The organism is Geodermatophilus sp. SYSU D00779 (genome assembly GCF_054050595.1).
In genome coordinates this window covers 76,370-91,293 of sequence record NZ_JBJGZQ010000013.1, presented here as the reverse complement: position 1 = coordinate 91,293, position 14,924 = coordinate 76,370, and the positions used below count along the sequence as shown (strand labels likewise).

The 14,924-nt window shown below is 75.9% G+C and carries 19 protein-coding genes; 9 read left to right on the top strand and 10 right to left on the bottom strand.

Annotation, left to right across the window (positions count from 1 at the left end; all coding sequences use genetic code 11):
• The first annotated feature begins 79 nt into the window (after window positions 1–79).
• A complete protein-coding gene (locus ACI79G_RS12390; RefSeq protein WP_456881428.1) occupies window positions 80–1,057 on the top strand; it encodes a S1C family serine protease in 978 nt (325 codons plus the stop codon).
• A gap of 135 nt (window positions 1,058–1,192) precedes the next feature.
• Window positions 1,193–2,122, top strand: a complete 930-nt coding sequence (locus ACI79G_RS12385; RefSeq protein ID WP_456881427.1) for a GGDEF domain-containing protein — start codon at window positions 1,193–1,195, stop codon at window positions 2,120–2,122.
• 44 nt (window positions 2,123–2,166) lie between these two features.
• On the opposite strand, the gene ACI79G_RS12380 is transcribed toward ACI79G_RS12385, so the two are convergent.
• The 3 genes from ACI79G_RS12380 to ACI79G_RS12370 all read right to left on the bottom strand — a co-directional run bounded on the left by ACI79G_RS12380 (window position 2,167) and on the right by ACI79G_RS12370 (window position 4,311).
• Entirely contained in the window at window positions 2,167–2,973 is an 807-nt protein-coding gene (locus ACI79G_RS12380; RefSeq protein WP_456881426.1) for an SDR family oxidoreductase, read from the bottom strand.
• Between the two features lie 154 nt (window positions 2,974–3,127).
• The gene (locus ACI79G_RS12375) at window positions 3,128–3,307 is read right to left on the bottom strand and encodes a hypothetical protein (RefSeq protein ID WP_456881425.1); all 180 of its coding nucleotides are present in this window, start codon (window positions 3,305–3,307) and stop codon (window positions 3,128–3,130) included.
• Complete coding sequence (locus ACI79G_RS12370; RefSeq protein WP_456881424.1) at window positions 3,304–4,311, bottom strand: helix-turn-helix transcriptional regulator; 1,008 nt, start codon at window positions 4,309–4,311, stop codon at window positions 3,304–3,306. The genes ACI79G_RS12375 and ACI79G_RS12370 overlap by 4 nt, the downstream gene beginning before the upstream one ends.
• 96 nt (window positions 4,312–4,407) lie before the next feature.
• Here ACI79G_RS12370 and ACI79G_RS12365 point away from each other — a divergent pair, with 96 nt between their 5' ends.
• The 3 genes from ACI79G_RS12365 to ACI79G_RS12355 all read left to right on the top strand — a co-directional run bounded on the left by ACI79G_RS12365 (window position 4,408) and on the right by ACI79G_RS12355 (window position 6,780).
• Window positions 4,408–4,929: a DinB family protein gene (locus ACI79G_RS12365; protein ID WP_456881423.1), complete on the top strand. Its 522-nt coding sequence runs from the start codon at window positions 4,408–4,410 to the stop codon at window positions 4,927–4,929.
• Between the two features lie 142 nt (window positions 4,930–5,071).
• Window positions 5,072–5,596 (top strand): MarR family winged helix-turn-helix transcriptional regulator, encoded by a 525-nt coding sequence (locus ACI79G_RS12360; RefSeq protein WP_456881422.1) that lies wholly within the window; start codon window positions 5,072–5,074, stop codon window positions 5,594–5,596.
• Window positions 5,533–6,780, top strand: coding sequence for an MFS transporter (locus tag ACI79G_RS12355; protein WP_456881421.1), 1,248 nt, complete (start codon window positions 5,533–5,535; stop codon window positions 6,778–6,780). The genes ACI79G_RS12360 and ACI79G_RS12355 overlap by 64 nt, the downstream gene beginning before the upstream one ends.
• A 21-nt stretch (window positions 6,781–6,801) precedes the next feature.
• On the opposite strand, the gene ACI79G_RS12350 is transcribed toward ACI79G_RS12355, so the two are convergent.
• A complete protein-coding gene (locus ACI79G_RS12350; protein ID WP_456881420.1) occupies window positions 6,802–7,761 on the bottom strand; it encodes a hypothetical protein in 960 nt (319 codons plus the stop codon).
• Window positions 7,762–7,801: 40 nt separating this feature from the next.
• Here ACI79G_RS12350 and ACI79G_RS12345 point away from each other — a divergent pair, with 40 nt between their 5' ends.
• Window positions 7,802–8,275: an SRPBCC family protein gene (locus ACI79G_RS12345; protein WP_456881419.1), complete on the top strand. Its 474-nt coding sequence runs from the start codon at window positions 7,802–7,804 to the stop codon at window positions 8,273–8,275.
• A 3-nt stretch (window positions 8,276–8,278) separates the two neighbouring features.
• On the opposite strand, the gene mgrA is transcribed toward ACI79G_RS12345, so the two are convergent.
• On the bottom strand, window positions 8,279–9,310 hold the full coding sequence (gene mgrA / locus ACI79G_RS12340; RefSeq protein ID WP_456881418.1) for an L-glyceraldehyde 3-phosphate reductase: 1,032 nt from the start codon (window positions 9,308–9,310) through the stop codon (window positions 8,279–8,281).
• A 93-nt stretch (window positions 9,311–9,403) separates the two neighbouring features.
• Here mgrA and ACI79G_RS12335 point away from each other — a divergent pair, with 93 nt between their 5' ends.
• On the top strand, window positions 9,404–9,559 hold the full coding sequence (locus ACI79G_RS12335; RefSeq protein WP_456881417.1) for a hypothetical protein: 156 nt from the start codon (window positions 9,404–9,406) through the stop codon (window positions 9,557–9,559).
• 216 nt (window positions 9,560–9,775) lie between these two features.
• On the opposite strand, the gene ACI79G_RS12330 is transcribed toward ACI79G_RS12335, so the two are convergent.
• Window positions 9,776–10,228, bottom strand: a complete 453-nt coding sequence (locus ACI79G_RS12330) for an SgcJ/EcaC family oxidoreductase (protein WP_456881416.1) — start codon at window positions 10,226–10,228, stop codon at window positions 9,776–9,778.
• Window positions 10,225–10,740, bottom strand: coding sequence for a MarR family winged helix-turn-helix transcriptional regulator (locus ACI79G_RS12325; protein ID WP_456881415.1), 516 nt, complete (start codon window positions 10,738–10,740; stop codon window positions 10,225–10,227). Before ACI79G_RS12325 ends, ACI79G_RS12330 begins: the two co-directional genes overlap by 4 nt.
• 259 nt (window positions 10,741–10,999) lie before the next feature.
• On the opposite strand from ACI79G_RS12325, the gene ACI79G_RS12320 reads away from it, so the two are divergent.
• Together ACI79G_RS12320 and ACI79G_RS12315 are read left to right on the top strand one after the other, a co-directional pair.
• A complete protein-coding gene (locus ACI79G_RS12320; RefSeq protein WP_456881414.1) occupies window positions 11,000–11,818 on the top strand; it encodes an alpha/beta fold hydrolase in 819 nt (272 codons plus the stop codon).
• Window positions 11,815–12,048, top strand: a complete 234-nt coding sequence (locus tag ACI79G_RS12315; protein WP_456881492.1) for a CGNR zinc finger domain-containing protein — start codon at window positions 11,815–11,817, stop codon at window positions 12,046–12,048. Before ACI79G_RS12320 ends, ACI79G_RS12315 begins: the two co-directional genes overlap by 4 nt.
• Before the next feature lie 262 nt (window positions 12,049–12,310).
• On the opposite strand, the gene ACI79G_RS12310 is transcribed toward ACI79G_RS12315, so the two are convergent.
• From ACI79G_RS12310 to ACI79G_RS12300, 3 genes are all read right to left on the bottom strand, one after another.
• Window positions 12,311–12,952: a hypothetical protein gene (locus tag ACI79G_RS12310; protein WP_456881413.1), complete on the bottom strand. Its 642-nt coding sequence runs from the start codon at window positions 12,950–12,952 to the stop codon at window positions 12,311–12,313.
• 209 nt (window positions 12,953–13,161) lie between these two features.
• Window positions 13,162–14,481: an RNA polymerase sigma factor gene (locus ACI79G_RS12305; protein ID WP_456881412.1), complete on the bottom strand. Its 1,320-nt coding sequence runs from the start codon at window positions 14,479–14,481 to the stop codon at window positions 13,162–13,164.
• A complete protein-coding gene (locus ACI79G_RS12300; RefSeq protein ID WP_456881491.1) occupies window positions 14,478–14,888 on the bottom strand; it encodes a YciI family protein in 411 nt (136 codons plus the stop codon). Before ACI79G_RS12300 ends, ACI79G_RS12305 begins: the two co-directional genes overlap by 4 nt.
• Window positions 14,889–14,924: the final 36 nt, after the last annotated feature.

The following is a 14,924-nucleotide window of genomic DNA, read 5'->3' as shown; positions in this document are numbered from 1 at the left end:
GCCCACGGCATGACCGCTCCCGCAGGTGTCCGTGCCGGAGTTCACTGGAGCTGTAATCGCGTAATCGAGGAGGTGCGCCATGGGCGTGCTGCCGGAGCCGGACACCTCGCGCCCCGTCGACGAGGCGGCGCTCGACGCCTACTCCCGGGTGGTCACCGCCGTCGCCGCCGAGCTCACCCCGCACGTCGCCGCGCTGCAGGTGACCGCGCCCGGGGGCGGCGGTGGCGCGGGCTCGGCGGTCGTCGTCCCGGGCGAGGGGCTGATGCTGACCAACGCCCACGTCGTCGGGCGGTCCCGCACGGGGAGGGCGGTGTTCGCCGACGGCAGCGAGACCGCGGTCGACGTCGTGGGCGCCGACCCGCTGTCGGACCTCGCCGTCGTCCGGGCGCGGGGCGCCACTCCCCCGCCGGCGCAGCTCGGGGACGCCGCGACCCTGCGGGTCGGCCAACTGGTGGTCGCGGTCGGCAACCCGCTGGGGCTGGCCGGCTCGGTGACCGCGGGCGTGGTCAGCGGTCTGGGCCGGTCGCTGCCCACCCGCGACGGGCGCACCGCCCGGGTGGTCGAGGACGTCATCCAGACCGACGCCGCGCTCAACCCCGGCAACTCCGGCGGGGCGCTGGCCGACTCCGCCGGCCGGGTGGTCGGGGTCAACACGGCCGTCGCCGGCTGGGGGCTGGGCCTCGCGGTGCCGGTCAACGACACCACCCGGCGGATCGTGGACGCGCTGGTGCGCGACGGCCGGGTGCGCCGCGCCTACCTCGGCCTGGTCAGCACGCCCGCTCCGCTGCCGGCGGCGCTCGCCGAGCGCACCGGGCGGCGGCGGGGGCTGCGGATCGTCGACGTCGTCCCCGGCTCGCCGGCCGACCGGGCCGGGCTCAAGGCCGGCGACCTGGTGCTCGAGGCGGGGCGGCGGCCGGTCGCCGAGGCGCAGAGCCTGCAGCGGCTGCTGTTCGACGAGGCGATCGGCCGGCCGCTGCCGGTGACCGTGCACCGCCGCGGCGCGATGGTCGACGTCATCACCGTCCCCACGGAGCTCACCGGGGGTGACCCTGCGTAGCGGGAGGACGACGGCACGAGACCTGGTGTCGCCCACACGGGCGGTGGTGCCTCCCCCCATGGGGTCGGGTCGGTGACGCAGCGCTGCGGGGCGTCGTCCGGGCAGCTGATCCTGGCCCGGACGAACGGGGGATCCATGCACACGCTGCGGCCAGGCGGCACCGCGCTGCTCGCACTGCTCTACGCGGTGAGCGCGGTGCTGTGCGCCGTGGGGGCGCTGGTGCCGGTGTCCGACCGGTCGCCGGTCGCGCTGCTGTGGGGCCTGGCCGGGCTGGCCGCCGCCGGGTCGGTCGTGCTGTGGCTGCACCGCGACCGGCCGGAGCCGTGGGTGCTGCACGCAGCGGTCCTGGTGGCCTCCGCGGCGCTGGGCCTGCTCACCTGGCGCGCGTCGACCGCGGTGGGGATCGTCGGGCTGGGACCGGCGATGGTGTCGGTCGGCGTCTTCAGCGGGCACTTCTTCTCGCGCCGGGCGGCACGCGTCCACGTCGCGGTGCTGCTCGCGCTGACCACGGCCGGCGCCGTCGCCGCGGCGCCCACCGGGTACCTGCCCGTGTGGCTGACCACGGTGGTGACCGTCGTCGTCCTCACCGAGGTGCAGTCGCGCATCTCCGGCGACCTCCACCGGGCCGCGGCCACCGACCCGCTGACCGGGCTGGCCAACCGGCGCGCCTGGCAGGCGGCGGCCGACCGCGGCCTGGCACACGCGCTGCGCAGCGACGAGCCGTTCACGGTGGTGCTCATCGACCTCGACGACTTCAAGGCGGTCAACGACCAGGCGGGGCACCGCGCCGGCGACGCCCTGCTGCAGGAACTGGCCACCGCGTGGAGCGCGCGGCTGCGGCTGTCGGACCTGCTGGGCCGCTACGGCGGCGACGAGTTCGTGCTCAGCCTGCCCGGCACCGACGCCGCCCGCGCCGCGGACCTGCTGGCCCGGCTGCGCGCCGCCCACCCCGCGGCCTGGTCGGCCGGGACGGCGACCGCCCGGCCCGGCGACACCCTCGCCGACCTGCTGGTCCGCGCCGACACCGACCTGTACCGCGAGAAGCGCCGCAAGCGCGGCGCCTGACGCCGCCGGTCCGGCCACTCGTCCCGGTCGGCCGCGCACGCCGGTCAGGGACGGCGCCAGTCGTCGGAGGCCAGGTGCGAGCCGGCCATCGGCCCCATCTGCAGCATGCCGCCGTCCACGGCGTAGGAGGTCCCGGTCACGTAGGAGGCCTCCGGCGAGGCCAGGAAGGCGATGACGGCGGCCACCTCGCGGGCGTCGCCGGGACGGCCGAGCGGGACGCCGGGCCGCTCGTGCCCGGGGGCGGTCGGGTCCTCGTCCTCCTGGCCGGTCATCGGGGTGGAGATCTCACCGGGCGCGACCGCGTTGACCGTGATGCCGTGCTCGGCCAGTTCGATCGCGGCGACCCGGGTGAGCAGGCCGAGCCCGCCCTTGGCCGCGCAGTAGGCACCCGCGCCGACCCGCGGCTGGTGCTCGTGGACGCTGGTGACGTTGACGATCCGCCCGCCGCGGCCGGCGGCGACCATGCGCCGCGCGGCCCGCTGCAGGCAGAGGAACGCGGCGTCGAGGTCGGTGGCCAGCACCTCGCGCCAGGTGGCGAAGTCGGTGTCGAGGACGGTCGACATGTGCCCGGTGCCGGCGTCGTTGACCAGGACGTCGACCCCGCCGAGAGCGTCGGCCAGCTCGTCGACGACGTCGGCGGCCTGCGGCAGCCTGGTGAGGTCGACGTGCCGGACCTCGGCGCGGCGGCCCAGCGCCCGCACCTCCTCGGCGGTGGCCTCGGCGGCCTCGCGCTCGCGGTACCAGGTGATCCCGAGGTCGCAGCCGGCGTCGGCGAGGGCCACGGCGGTGGCCCGGCCGATGCCCGACTCGGAGCCGGTGACGATGGCGATGCGGGGTGCGGCTGCGGTCATGGGCCGACGCTAGGTCGGGGTCTCGGGGCCCGCAGCGCAGCGACCTCGGGCCGCCGCCCTCCGGCGTTCCCGGCCCTCCCGTGGCGTGCCCGGAGCTCGCGCAGGGCTCGGGAGGGGTCCTCCCACGAGTCGCGGAGGGCAGGCAGGCCGTCCCTCAGGCGGCCGCGAGGCGTTCGTCGAGCAGGGCGTCGACGTCGGCCTCGGCCTCGGCGACCCGTCGCGCGTTCTCGCCCGACGGGCTGCGGGCCGCGGCGCTGCGGGCGACACCGAGCGCGATGTAGGCGACAGCGATCTCCAGGTCGAGCGCCTCGATGCTGGTGACGGTGCGGGTCATGGTGACCTCCCCTCGGTGGGACGGTCCCCATGGTCGCCCGGGGGTACGACGGAACCGGCCCGGCAGAACCGACGCCCCCACTCGTGCAGCAGGTGCGACAACTCCGGGGGCGAGACGACGGTGACCTCCGCGCCCAGGGTGCCGATCGCGAAGGCCGGCCAGTCCAGCCCGTCGGCCGCCATGTGCGCCCGGCTGCGGCCGGGACCGTCGTCCTCCACGCGCGCCCACCGCCCGATCCGCGCCCGCACCCGGTCGGCGGGCGCGTCGACGAGGAACTCGACCGGCGTCGGGGAGGTCGGCGCGGCCGTGCCGGCCCGGACGAAGGCGACGGCGTCCTCGGCCGGCAGCCGCCGCGGCGCGAACCGGGCCCCGGTCGGTCGCGGCCGGGCCAGCCGGTCCAGGCGGAAGATGCGCCAGTCGCCGCGGTCGAGGTCGTAGCCGACCAGGTACCAGCGCCGGCCGAGGGTGACCAGCCGGTGCGGCTCGACCCGCCGGTCCGACGGGGTGGCGTCGGCAGCGGTGTAGGCGAAGCCCAGCCGCTCACAGTCGCGGCAGGCCTGGGCGACGACGGCGAGTGCCTCGGGGTCGACGAGCTGCTGCGGGCCCGCCCAGGGCGCAGGGTCGGTCACCGCGCGCAGCGCCTCCACCCGGCGCCGCAGTCGGGTCGGCATCACCTGCACGACCTTGGCCAGCGCCCGCACCGACGACTCCGCCGTCCCCGCGACGGCGCTCTGGGCGGCGGTCTGCAGGCCGACGGCCAGCGCGACCGCCTCCTCGTCGTCGAGCACCAGCGGCGGCAGGGCGGCGCCCGGGGCGAGCTGGTAGCCGCCGTCGACGCCGCGCCGGGCCTCCACCGGGTAACCGAGCTCGCGGAGCCGGTCGACGTCCCGGCGCAGCGTGCGGACCGAGACGCCGAGCCGGTCGGCGAGGTCGGGGCCGGCCCAGTAGCGGCGCTGCTGCAGCAGGGAGAGCAGACGCAGGGTCCGCGCGGACGGATCGGTCATGCGGCGATCCTGCCGCGCACTGCGGTCAGGATCTGGCCGCTGTCCTCCCTAGCGTGGTCCTCGTCAGCGACGGTGCACACCCGAGAGGCGGATCCCATGGACACGACGACGACCCTCACCGGCGAGCGGGCCGACCTGCTGGAGGCGCTGGCCGCGCACCGGCACTTCCTCCGGTTCACCGTCCGGGGCCTCACCGAGGAGCAGGCGCGGCAGCGCACCACCGCCAGCGAGCTGACGCTCGGCGGCCTGGTGAAGCACGTCGCGCACCAGGAGGCCGGCTGGGTGGACTTCATCGTCAACGGCCCCGCCGCCATGGCCTCGGCCACCGACCCGGACCAGATGGCGAAGTGGGCCGAGGAGTTCCGGCTGGGGCCGGACGAGACGCTGGACGGCGTGCTGGCCCACTACGAGGAGGTCGCGCGGCGCACCGACGAGCTGGTGCGCACGCTCCCCGACCTCGACGCGTCGCACCCGCTGCCGGAGGCGCCGTGGTTCGAGCCGGGCGCGACCCGCTCGGCCCGCCGGGTGTTCCTGCACATCGTCGCCGAGACCGCCCAGCACGCCGGCCACGCCGACATCCTGCGGGAGTCCCTGGACGGTCAGAAGACGATGGGTTGAGCCGCCGGGGCTCCGGCTGCGGAGGTCGGCCGGGGACGGCCGGACGCGCCGGGGCGCCCCCGGGGACACCCCGGCACGGCCCCGCCGGACCGACCCGCCCTCGTGGGTCGATGTATGACTGAGTCAGTCATAGGATGGTCCCATGGAGCGGCTCACGAACCTGGTCGGCGCCTTCGCGCTGGCGGTCGCCGATCGGGTGGCAGCGGCCACCGAGGCGGCGTGCGGTGCGGGCGGGGCCGCGGCCGCCGTCCTCGTGCACCTGGGCCGCCATCCGGAGACCTCCGTGTCCGACCTGGCCGCGGTCGTGGGAGTGGGCGGCTCCGGCGGCGTACGCCTGGTCGACCGCCTCGCGGCCCAGGGTCTGGTGACGCGCGCACCGAGCCCCACCGATCGGCGCACCGTCCAGCTGCGCCTGACCGAGGCGGGCAGGGAGACGGCTCGGCGGGTGCTGCACGCCCGCGAGGAAGCCGTGCGCCAGACGGTGGAGGCCCTCGGCGAGGACCAGCGCTCGGCGCTCGAGCACCTGCTCCCGGATCTCGTGGCCGCCCTGCCGAGCAGCCGGACGGAGGTCCTGCGCACCTGCCGGCTGTGTGACGTGACCGCGTGCCGACAGGCGCCGGGCTGCCCGCTGGACTGCTGGCCACCCGACGACGGCGGGCCGGCGTGAGCGGCGGCCCGGCCGTCAGCGCGCCGGACGCCGAGCGCGTCCCACCGTGGGCGCTGATCGGGTCCGGACTGGCGGTGGTGGCGGTCGCCTTCGGTCTCGCGCGCTACGGCTACGGACTCCTGCTGCCGCAGATGCGGACCTCCCTGGAGCTGTCGTGGGGCCAGCTGGGCGTCATCGGCGGCACCGGGTACGGCAGCTACCTGGTCGCCTCCCTGGCCTGCCCCGCTCTGCTGTCCCGGTCGGGGCCACGCGCGACCGTGATGGCAGGGGGGACGGCCGCCGTCGTGGGGATGGCGGTGTGCGCCGCGGCCACCGGCCCCCTGACCCTGGGAGTCGGCGTCGCCGTCGCCGGCGCGAGCCCGGCCCTGGTGTGGCCCCCCTACGTGGCCGCGGTCGAGGAGCACCTGCCCGCGGACCGCCGGGCACGCGGTCACGGGGTCGTCAACTCGGGCACCGCCTACGGCGTCGCCCTGGCCGGGCCGGTGAGCCTGCTGGCCACGGGGTCCTGGCGGGTGGCGTGGTCGGCCTTCGCCGCCGTGGCCCTCCTGGTCACGATCTGGGCGGTGCGCACCCTGCCCCACGGGATCCAGCGCACCGACGGCGCCACCGGGGCCCGCAGCCTGGTGGGGGTGGCGCGGGAGCAGGGAGGGCGGCTGCTGCTGGCCGCGTTCCTCGCCGGTGTGGTCGCGGGCAGCTACGCGACCTTCGGTGTCGAGGTCGCCACCGCCCAGGCGCCGCTGGGCGAGGTCAGCGGCGGGGTCTTCCAGACCCTGGTCGGGATCAGCGGCGTCGCGGGGGGACTCGTCGGGGCGCTGCTGGCCAGGACCTCGCTGCCCCGCCTGCTGACGGCCACGGCGTGGACGCTCGCCGCGTCCTGCCTGCTCCTGGCCGCGGCACCCGGCCTCGTCCTCGTCTCGGCGGTCCTGTACGGCGCGGGCTTCATCGCGATCCTCGGGTTGCTCCTGATCTGGAGCAACGCCCTCGTCCCGCGAGCGCCCGCCACGGGGATCGTCACCGCCATGCTGGCCATGTCCCTCGGGCTGGTCGTCGGCCCGCCCCTGGCCGGCGCCGTCGCCGGGGCGGCCGGCCTCGCCGCGGTGTTCGTCGCCTGTGCACCACTCGCTGCGACCATCGGGCTGCTGCACCCCGCGCGACGGAGTTCCGCCACCGCCCGACCGGCGTGACCACCGGCGGCACCCCGGGGCTCAGCCCTCCTCGAGCTCCCGCAGCGCGGTCACCGCGCGGTCGCGGGCAGCGGTCGCCTCGGTGGCGCGCCGCTCGGCGGTGCGCCTGTGCCGCTCGGCGCGCTTGAGCTCCTCGGCGGTCTGCGCAGCCTCCTCCTCGGTGCGGGCCAGCTCGTCGGTCAGCTCCTCCACCCGCGCCTGCAGGTCGGCCCGGCGGGCGTCGAGGTCGTCGACCCGGTGCCGTTCCTCCTCGGCCGCGGCGACGGCCTCCGCGGCTCTCGCGGTGGCCTCCTCCGCCGCCCGGCGCGCCTCCTCGAGCTCGCGCTGCCGACGTTCCTCGGCCGCCCGCCGCGCCTCCTCCTCGCGCCGGCGGGCCTCCTCCTCGGCCTCCCGCCGGGCGTCCTCGTCGCGGCGTCGGCGGGCGGCCGCGGTGCCGGACCGCGACCGACCGCCGATCCCCTCCCGCTCGGGCCGCGGTGGCACCAGCCGCAGCGCCGGCCGGCTGCCCGTCGTCCCCAGGCCGCTGTAGCACATCGCAGCGGTGAGCCGGCCCGACAGCAGCGCCTCGCCGGCCTCCGGCTCGGCCATCGCCGCGCGCAGCGTGTCCGCGACCTGGGTCTCCACGGTGCCGCCGACGCGCACGCCGTGCTCCCGGGCGAGTGCGACCGCCTGGCGGGTGAGCGCGGTCAGCAGCTGGGACCGCTGGCGGTCCAGCGCCCGCAGCTGGTCGCCGGCCAGGCTCTCCTGCGCCTGGCGCAGCAGGTCGCCGAGCTCGACCAGCCCCTCGATCTCCGCGCGCTGCTCCCGCGCCAGCAGGTTGCACACCCAGGCGGCGGCGGTCGGCTTGGGCAGCGCACCGATCTCCCGCGCGAGGGTCCGGTCCCCCGCGGCGCGGGCGTCGTCCTGGCGCTGCTTGCGCACCGCGACGAACTCGTCGGGCGGCACCGCGTACAGCTCGTCGGCCACCTCGTCGAGATCCACGCGGCCGACCCTGCCACGCCGCCGGTCCCTCACGGGCACGATGGCCGCCGTGACCACCACCCGGGTGAGCCGGCACGTCGACGCGCCGCGCGCCGCCGTGTACCGGGCGCTGCTCGACCCCGGCGCCGTCGCCCGGTGGAAGGTGCCCGAGGGCATGACCTGCGCGGTGCACGAGTTCGACGCGCGCGAGGGCGGCACGCTGCGCGTCTCGCTCACCTACGACGAGCCCGGGCCGCAGGGCAAGACGAGCGCGCACACCGACACCTACCGCGGCCGCTTCGTCCGCCTGGTGCCCGGCGAGCTGGTCGTCGAGGTGGACGTCTTCGAGACCGCCGACCCCGCGCTGCAGGGCGAGATGACCAGCACGATCACGCTGGCCGACGCCCCGGGCGGCGGGACCGAGCTGACCGCCGTCCACGACGGGGTGCCCGACGCCGTGGCCCCCGCGGACAACGAGCTCGGCTGGCGGACGGCCCTGGACCGGCTCGCCGCGCTCGTCGAACGCGGCGGCTGACCGTCAGGCCGTCCGGGGTGCCTCCCACAGGTCGATGCCCGAGTCGACGGCGTGCTGATCGATCGCGGCGAGCTCGTCGTCGGTGAAGTCCAGCCGCTCGAGCGCGCCGACGTTCTGCTCCAGCTGGCCGACGCTGCTCGCGCCGATGAGCACCGAGGTCACGCGCGGGTCGCGCAGCGCCCAGGCCAGGGCCAGCTGGGCCAGGGTCTGGCCCCGCTGCTCGGCGATGCCGTTGAGCGCGCGGACGTTCCCGAGCGCCTCCTCGGTCAGCAGGTCGGTCGACAGCGACTTGCCCTGGCTGGCGCGCGAGCCCTCCGGGACGCCGTCGAGGTACTTGCTGGTGAGCATCCCCTGGGCCAGCGGGGAGAAGGCGATGCAGCCGGCGCCGACGTCCTCGAGGGTGTCGAGCAGGCCCTCGGTCTCGACCCAGCGGTTGAGCATCGAGTACGACGGCTGGTGGATCAGCAGCGGCGTCCCGAGGTCGGCGAGGATCTCCGCGGCCTTGGCGGTGTCCTCCGGGCCGTAGCTCGAGATGCCGACGTAGAGCGCCTTGCCGGCCTGGACGGCGCTGTGCAGCGCGCCCATCGTCTCCTCGAGCGGCGTGGTCGGGTCCGGCCGGTGGGAGTAGAAGACGTCGACGTACTCCAGGCCCATCCGGCGCAGCGACTGGTCGAGGCTGGCGAGCACGTACTTGCGCCCGCCGCCGCCCTGGCCGTACGGGCCGGCCCACATGTCGTAGCCGGCCTTGGTCGAGACGACCAGCTCGTCGCGGTAGGGGCGGAAGTCGTCGGCCAGGTGCCGGCCGAAGTTGACCTCCGCGCTGCCGTACGGGGGTCCGTAGTTGTTGGCCAGGTCGAAGTGGGTGATGCCGAGGTCGAAGGCGCGTCGCAGGATCGCGCGCTGCCGGTCGAAGGGGACGTCGTCCCCGAAGTTGTGCCACAGACCCAGGCTGACCGCCGGGAGGTCCAGGCCGCTGCGGCCGGTGCGCCGGTAGGTCATCGAGTCGTAGCGGTCGTCCGCTGCGGTGTAGGCCATGGTCGCGATCCTGCCCGGCGCGCGGATCCCCGAACCGGGGCCCTCCGGACCTAGGCTCGATCGGTCGGGTCCCCGCTCCACCGGAGGTGCGCCGTGCTGCGACTCGTCGGGTTCCTGCTGGTGGTGTGGCTGGTGGTCTCCGTCGTCGGCGCGGTGATCGAGGGCCTGTTCTGGCTCGCCGTGGTCGGCCTGGCCCTCTTCGTGCTCACCGCCGCGCTCGGCTGGGGCAAGCGGGACACCCGGGTCTGAGCACGCACGAGGAGCCCGGGGCCGCAGCGCTCGCGCTCCCCCACCGCGCCCCGGTCGGGCGAGGCCGCAGTCCGGCGGGCCGGCTCGGCGCGACCGCAGCCCTCCCGACCGCACCGTCCCTCGGACCCCGGCCGGCTCGCCCCTGGCACGACGCCGGCTGCCGGACTCAGCGCCTGCCGAGGGCGTGCCCGACGCCCAGTCGGCGGGCCGTCGCGGTCAGCGCCCGGACATCCGGGACGGCACGGACGCCGGGCCCGGGATGGTGACCGGCCGGACCCGGCCGTTGTGCAACGCAGCGATCCGCCACGCGCCGCCCTCCTCGACGGCGACCAGCGTCTGCCGTGAGAGGCGCCGCTCCGGCAGGCTCGAGCGCCAGGGCATCAGCACGGAGCCGGTCGCGTGCAGCACGGCGAGGCCGGGTCGCAGGTGCCGGACCGACTCGACCCGGCCGACGAGTGCGGAGCCGCTCAGCACGCCCGTGAACAGCCGGTGGTGGTTGTCGACCATCGCCTGGCGACCGCGGGCGTGCGTGCCGTCGTAGGAGACGTAGTCGCTGTCCTCGGTGAAGCAGTCCCCGTAGGCGGCCGCGTCGCCTGCCGTCCAGGCGGCACACATGAGCTCGAACAGCTCGTGCAGCGCCGCGTCCCCGCTCCTGTCGGCGGTTGTCATGGGGCGTCCTCCTCCGCTCGTCCCGGGTGGGTGGGTGCGCCGTCGAGGAGCGCCCGGGCCCGGAGTCGGACCGCGCACTCCTCGAGCTCGTCGGTCGCGCGGGACAGGAAGGCGAGCACCGCGTCGACCTGGTCGCGGGTCATCCCGGCGGTGAGGCGGTCGAGGTCCGGCCCGTCCTCGGCGAAGACGGCGGCGACCTCGGCCACGCGGTCCGGCACGGGTCGGAGCAGCTGCCGTCGTCCGTCGGTCGGGTCCGGACGGCGGTGCAGGAAGCCGGCCGCCTCCAACCGGTGGACGACACCGGTGACCGCACCGGTGGTGAGACCGGTCATCGCGGCGAGCCGGCTGCCGGTGAGCTCGCCGTGCTGCACCAGCAGGTCCAGGCACTTGTGGTCGGAGGGCCCGAGACCGAGCCGCTCCGCGACGGCGTGGTGGTACAGCACCGTGGCCGTGCTGTGCCGGCGCGCGATCAGCGCCAGGTCCGCACGTCCGGCTGCTGCACGTCGACTCATCCTGATCCCAGCTCGCTTAGAAGGTAAGCTACTTTAAGACCGATCAGGCTCGGGGTGTCAACACCCGCGGCGCCTCACGGCAGCCGGAGCCGGACCAGGTCGGCGGCGGATCGCGACCGGTGCGGTGGCGACCACGGTCGGGTGACGCGGCGCCGGGCGCCGCCCCCGGTGAGGGTCGGAGGGCCCCTCGCGCCCGCGCCGCCGGCGAGGAGGATCACCGCAGCGGGGACCGTCCGCCCGACCCGGAGGGAGAGGCGCGATGCCGTTCTTCGACGGCTCCCGTGGCCGCGTCCACCACACCGCCTGGCTGCCCGACGGCGAGGTCCGTGCCGTCGTCGTCTTCTGCCACGGTGACTTCGGCGAGCACGTCGGTCTCTACGAGGTGCTGGGGCGCCGGCTGGCCGCCGCCGGCATCGCCGTGCACGCGCTGGACGCCATCGGCCACGGGCGCAGTGACGGCGAGCGCGACCTGATGGTCAGCCGGGACGACCAGGTCGACGACGCGCGGACCCTGACCGGTCTCGCGCAGGCCCAGCACCCCGGCCGCCCGCTGGTGCTCATGGGGCACTCCGGGGGTGGGGTCGCCGCCCTGCTGCTGGCCCAGCGGTCCCCCGACCTGGCGCAGGCGCTGGTGGTGTCCGCACCACCGGCCCAGCCCCTGCCCTGGGTCGAGGAGCTGATCGAGGGTGGCGCCGACGAGGTCGACGCCCCCGACCCGGCGGAGGCGTTCAGCACCCACCCCGAGTACCTGCAGGCGCTGCGCACCGACCCGTTGGTGCACCGCGGTCCGGTGCCGCCGCAGACCCTGGACGCGGTGGTGCACTCCTGGTCGGCGGTGGCGACGGGCCTGGCCGAGGGCCGGCCGTCGATCCCGACCCTGGTCCTCCACGGCGAGGCCGACCCGGTGGTCCCGGTCGAGGACTCGCGGGCCCTGGTCGCGCGGCTGCCCCGGGCGACGCTGCGCACCTTCCCCGGCGACCTGCACGACGTCCTCAACGAGCACGACCGGGATGCGGTGCACGACGCCGTCGTCGAGTTCGTGCTCGCCCAGGTCGGCCCCGCCGCCGTCCGAGCCTGAACACCCGCGATCCCCCGTCCGTCGAGATCGGCCGACTCGCGCGGATCGAGGGCTCCAGGCGTGCGACATCGGCGATCTCGCCGGGAGCACGCCCGGTCAGCCCCGCGTGCGGCAGGGTCTTCGAGGGCACCAGCCGCGACCGCAGCTGCCAGTGGTGCAGCAGCAGCGACTGCGGCGACCGAGACCGCGCCCGCGAGCACCAGCGACGCCGCCGGGCCGCCCGGGGGTGAGACCGCACGACGCTGCTGCTCGGGGTCCATCGCGGCGTGGTCGGCGTCCAGCCGGATGCGCATCTCCAGGTCGACCGCGGCCAGCGCAGCGAGCTGGGTCTGCGAGGCGCGCTTCTCGGCGGGGGCGCCGCGCAGCAGGTTGCTGGCCCACCGCTCGGTGTGCCAGCGGGTCGTCGGGCCCGTCGTCGCCACCCGCCGATCAGCAGCCAACTGGCGGGTGTGTCGCGGGGTTGTGCTGCGACCCGACTGTGGCTCGTGCGGTTCAGCCGGCTGCCAGGGTCCCGACCCCGGTGAACGTCCATGGCTGGAAGGTGCCGCGCTCGGGAGACACCGAGACGGCGAGCGTGCCCAGCTCGGCGCCGGGCATGTAGAACAGCCCGGTCCACTCCGCCGACGAGCCCGGCACCAGTTGCGTGGGCAGGTTGTTCTGGTCGTTGTAGTAGGCGTGGGCCGGGAAGCGGTTCTCCCCGTAGAAGAGGTCCCCGTCGGGGCCGGCGTCGATGACGTTCGGGTCGCTGCTCCAGGCGAACGCCTCGGTGCCGGTGTTGGTGAAGCGGACGGTCACCAGCACACGGGTGTCGTTGGCAGGGTCGTAGGGGTCGGCTTCGGCAGCGGTGGTGACGTCGACGACCTCGGCGGTGAGGTCACCGGGGAAGGTGCCCGGTTCGGTGACGGGGCCCTCCACGACCGGCACTCCCTCGCCCGCACGGTCGACCTCCTCCGCTGCCGAGTTGGCGTCCGCCTCGGCGATCGCCTCACCGACGGAGTCGCGAACCACGTCCAGGCAGGCTTCGGTGTTCTCGTCGTAGAACGCCTGGTCCTGGCAGTCAGCCAATGACGGCGAGCCACCGCCGCACCCGGCCAGGGCCAGGCAGGCAACGGCGATCATGACAGGACGGCGCATGGTCACCTCCGAGGCGGTCAGCTACCCGCAGCAAGGTAGGCAGGGCGTGCGGCCGGCCGCCGGGCCACTCGGTGGGGTTCACCCGGTCGGACGACGAGCTCGGCGATCCCCCGCAGGAATCGGTCGTCGGGCGCCGTTCGATGACACAGGCCTCGGGGCGGTCCTGCAGCTGCCGGCAGGCCTCGCCGAGTCCCGCGGCGCGCAGCCGGTCAGACCCAGGCCGCGGCCTTGCGGCGGAGCAGCTCCCGCTCCCGCTCGTTGCCGCAGAGCTGCACCGCCCGCTCGATCTCGCGCCGCGCCTCGTCGAACCGGCCGAGCCGCGCGAGCAGCTCGCCCCGGACGCTCGGCAGCAGGTGCGAGCCCGCCAGGCTGCCCGCTCGTGCCAGCCCGTCGACCAGCGGGAGCGCGGCTGCCGGGCCGCGGGCGACCGAGACGGCGACCGCCCGGTTCAGCTCGACGACCGGGGACGGCGCGAGCCGGCCGAGCACGTCGTAGAGGAGCACGATCCGCTCCCAGTCCGTCTCCTCGACCGACGGCGCGACCGCGTGGCACTCGGCGATCGCGGCCTGGACGCCGTAGGGGCCGAGCCCGCGGCCGACCCGGCCGGCGTGCACCAGCGCCGCCCGCCCGCGCCGGATGGCCGCGCGGTCCCACCGCCGGCGGTCCTGCGCCTCCAGCAGGACCGGCTCGCCGTCGTCGCCCACGCGCGCCGGGAACCGCGCGGCGGTGAGCTCGAGCAGGGCGAGCAGGCCGTGCACCTCCGGCTCGTCGGGCACCAGCTGCGCCAGCACGCGGGTCAGCCGGACCGCCTCGCGGGCCAGGTCCTGCCGGATCCACTCGCTCCCGGAGGTGGCCGTCGACCCCTCGGTGAAGACCAGGTACAGCACGCTGAGCACCGAGCCGAGCCGCGCACGGCGCTCCTCCGGCGGTGGCACCTCGAACGGCACCTGCGCGGCCGCGAGCGTCTTCTTGGCGCGGGTGATCCGCGCCTGCACGGTGGCGGTCGGCACGAGGAAGGCCCGGGCGATCTCGTCGCTCGTCAGACCGCTCACGACGCGCAGGGTGAGCGCCACCCGGGCCTCGCGCGAGAGCACGGGGTGGCAGGCGGTGAACACCAGGGCGAGCACGTCGTCGTGGATGCGGTCGGGGTCCCAGAGCAGGTCCCGGTCCGGTCCCGCCGGGTCGGGCGCGGCCGCCCCGGTGACGGCGCCGCCCTCGGGGAGGTCCCGCGACAGGACGGCGTACCGCTCGTCGAGGGCCGAGCGGCGGCGGAACGCGTCGATGGCGCGGCGTCGTCCCACGGTCAGCAACCACCCGGCGGGCTCCCGCGGCACGCCGTCCCTGGGCCAGGCGACCAGTGCCTCGGCCAGCGCCTCCTGGGCGAGGTCCTCGGCCAGGGCGAAGTCCCCGGTGTACCGGGCCAGGGTCCCGGTGATGCGTGCGGACTCGATCCGCCACACCGCCTCGACCGCCTCCCGGCCGCCCGGGTTCCGGGGGGTGGCCGCGGGGCCACCCCCCGGGCGGCTCACAGCTGTCCGGTCGCCGCCCGCCACGCCCGCTCCTTCTGGATCCACTCGTTGTCCTGCGGGAACTCGTCGATGCTGGTGACGCGGCGGATCTCGGTCTTGCTGCCCGGACCGGCCATCGGCGCCCGCTTGGCCCACTCGACGGCCTCCTCCAGCGAGGCCACGTCGAGGATCCAGAAGCCGCCGAACAGCTCCTTGGTCTCCCCGTACGGGCCGTCGGTGACCACGGGGGACTCCGCCGAGTAGTCGACGACGACGCCCTTCGCCGGGTCGTCGAGACCCTCGGCCGCGACCAGGACGCCGGCCCGGATCATCTCGTCGTTGAACCGGCCCATGGACTCGATGACCTCGGTGAAGTCGACGTCCTGGAAGGCGGCGTAGGTCTCGTCAGTGGCGCGCATGATCAGCATGTACTTCACGGTGGTCTCCTACCGATCGCGGGTCCC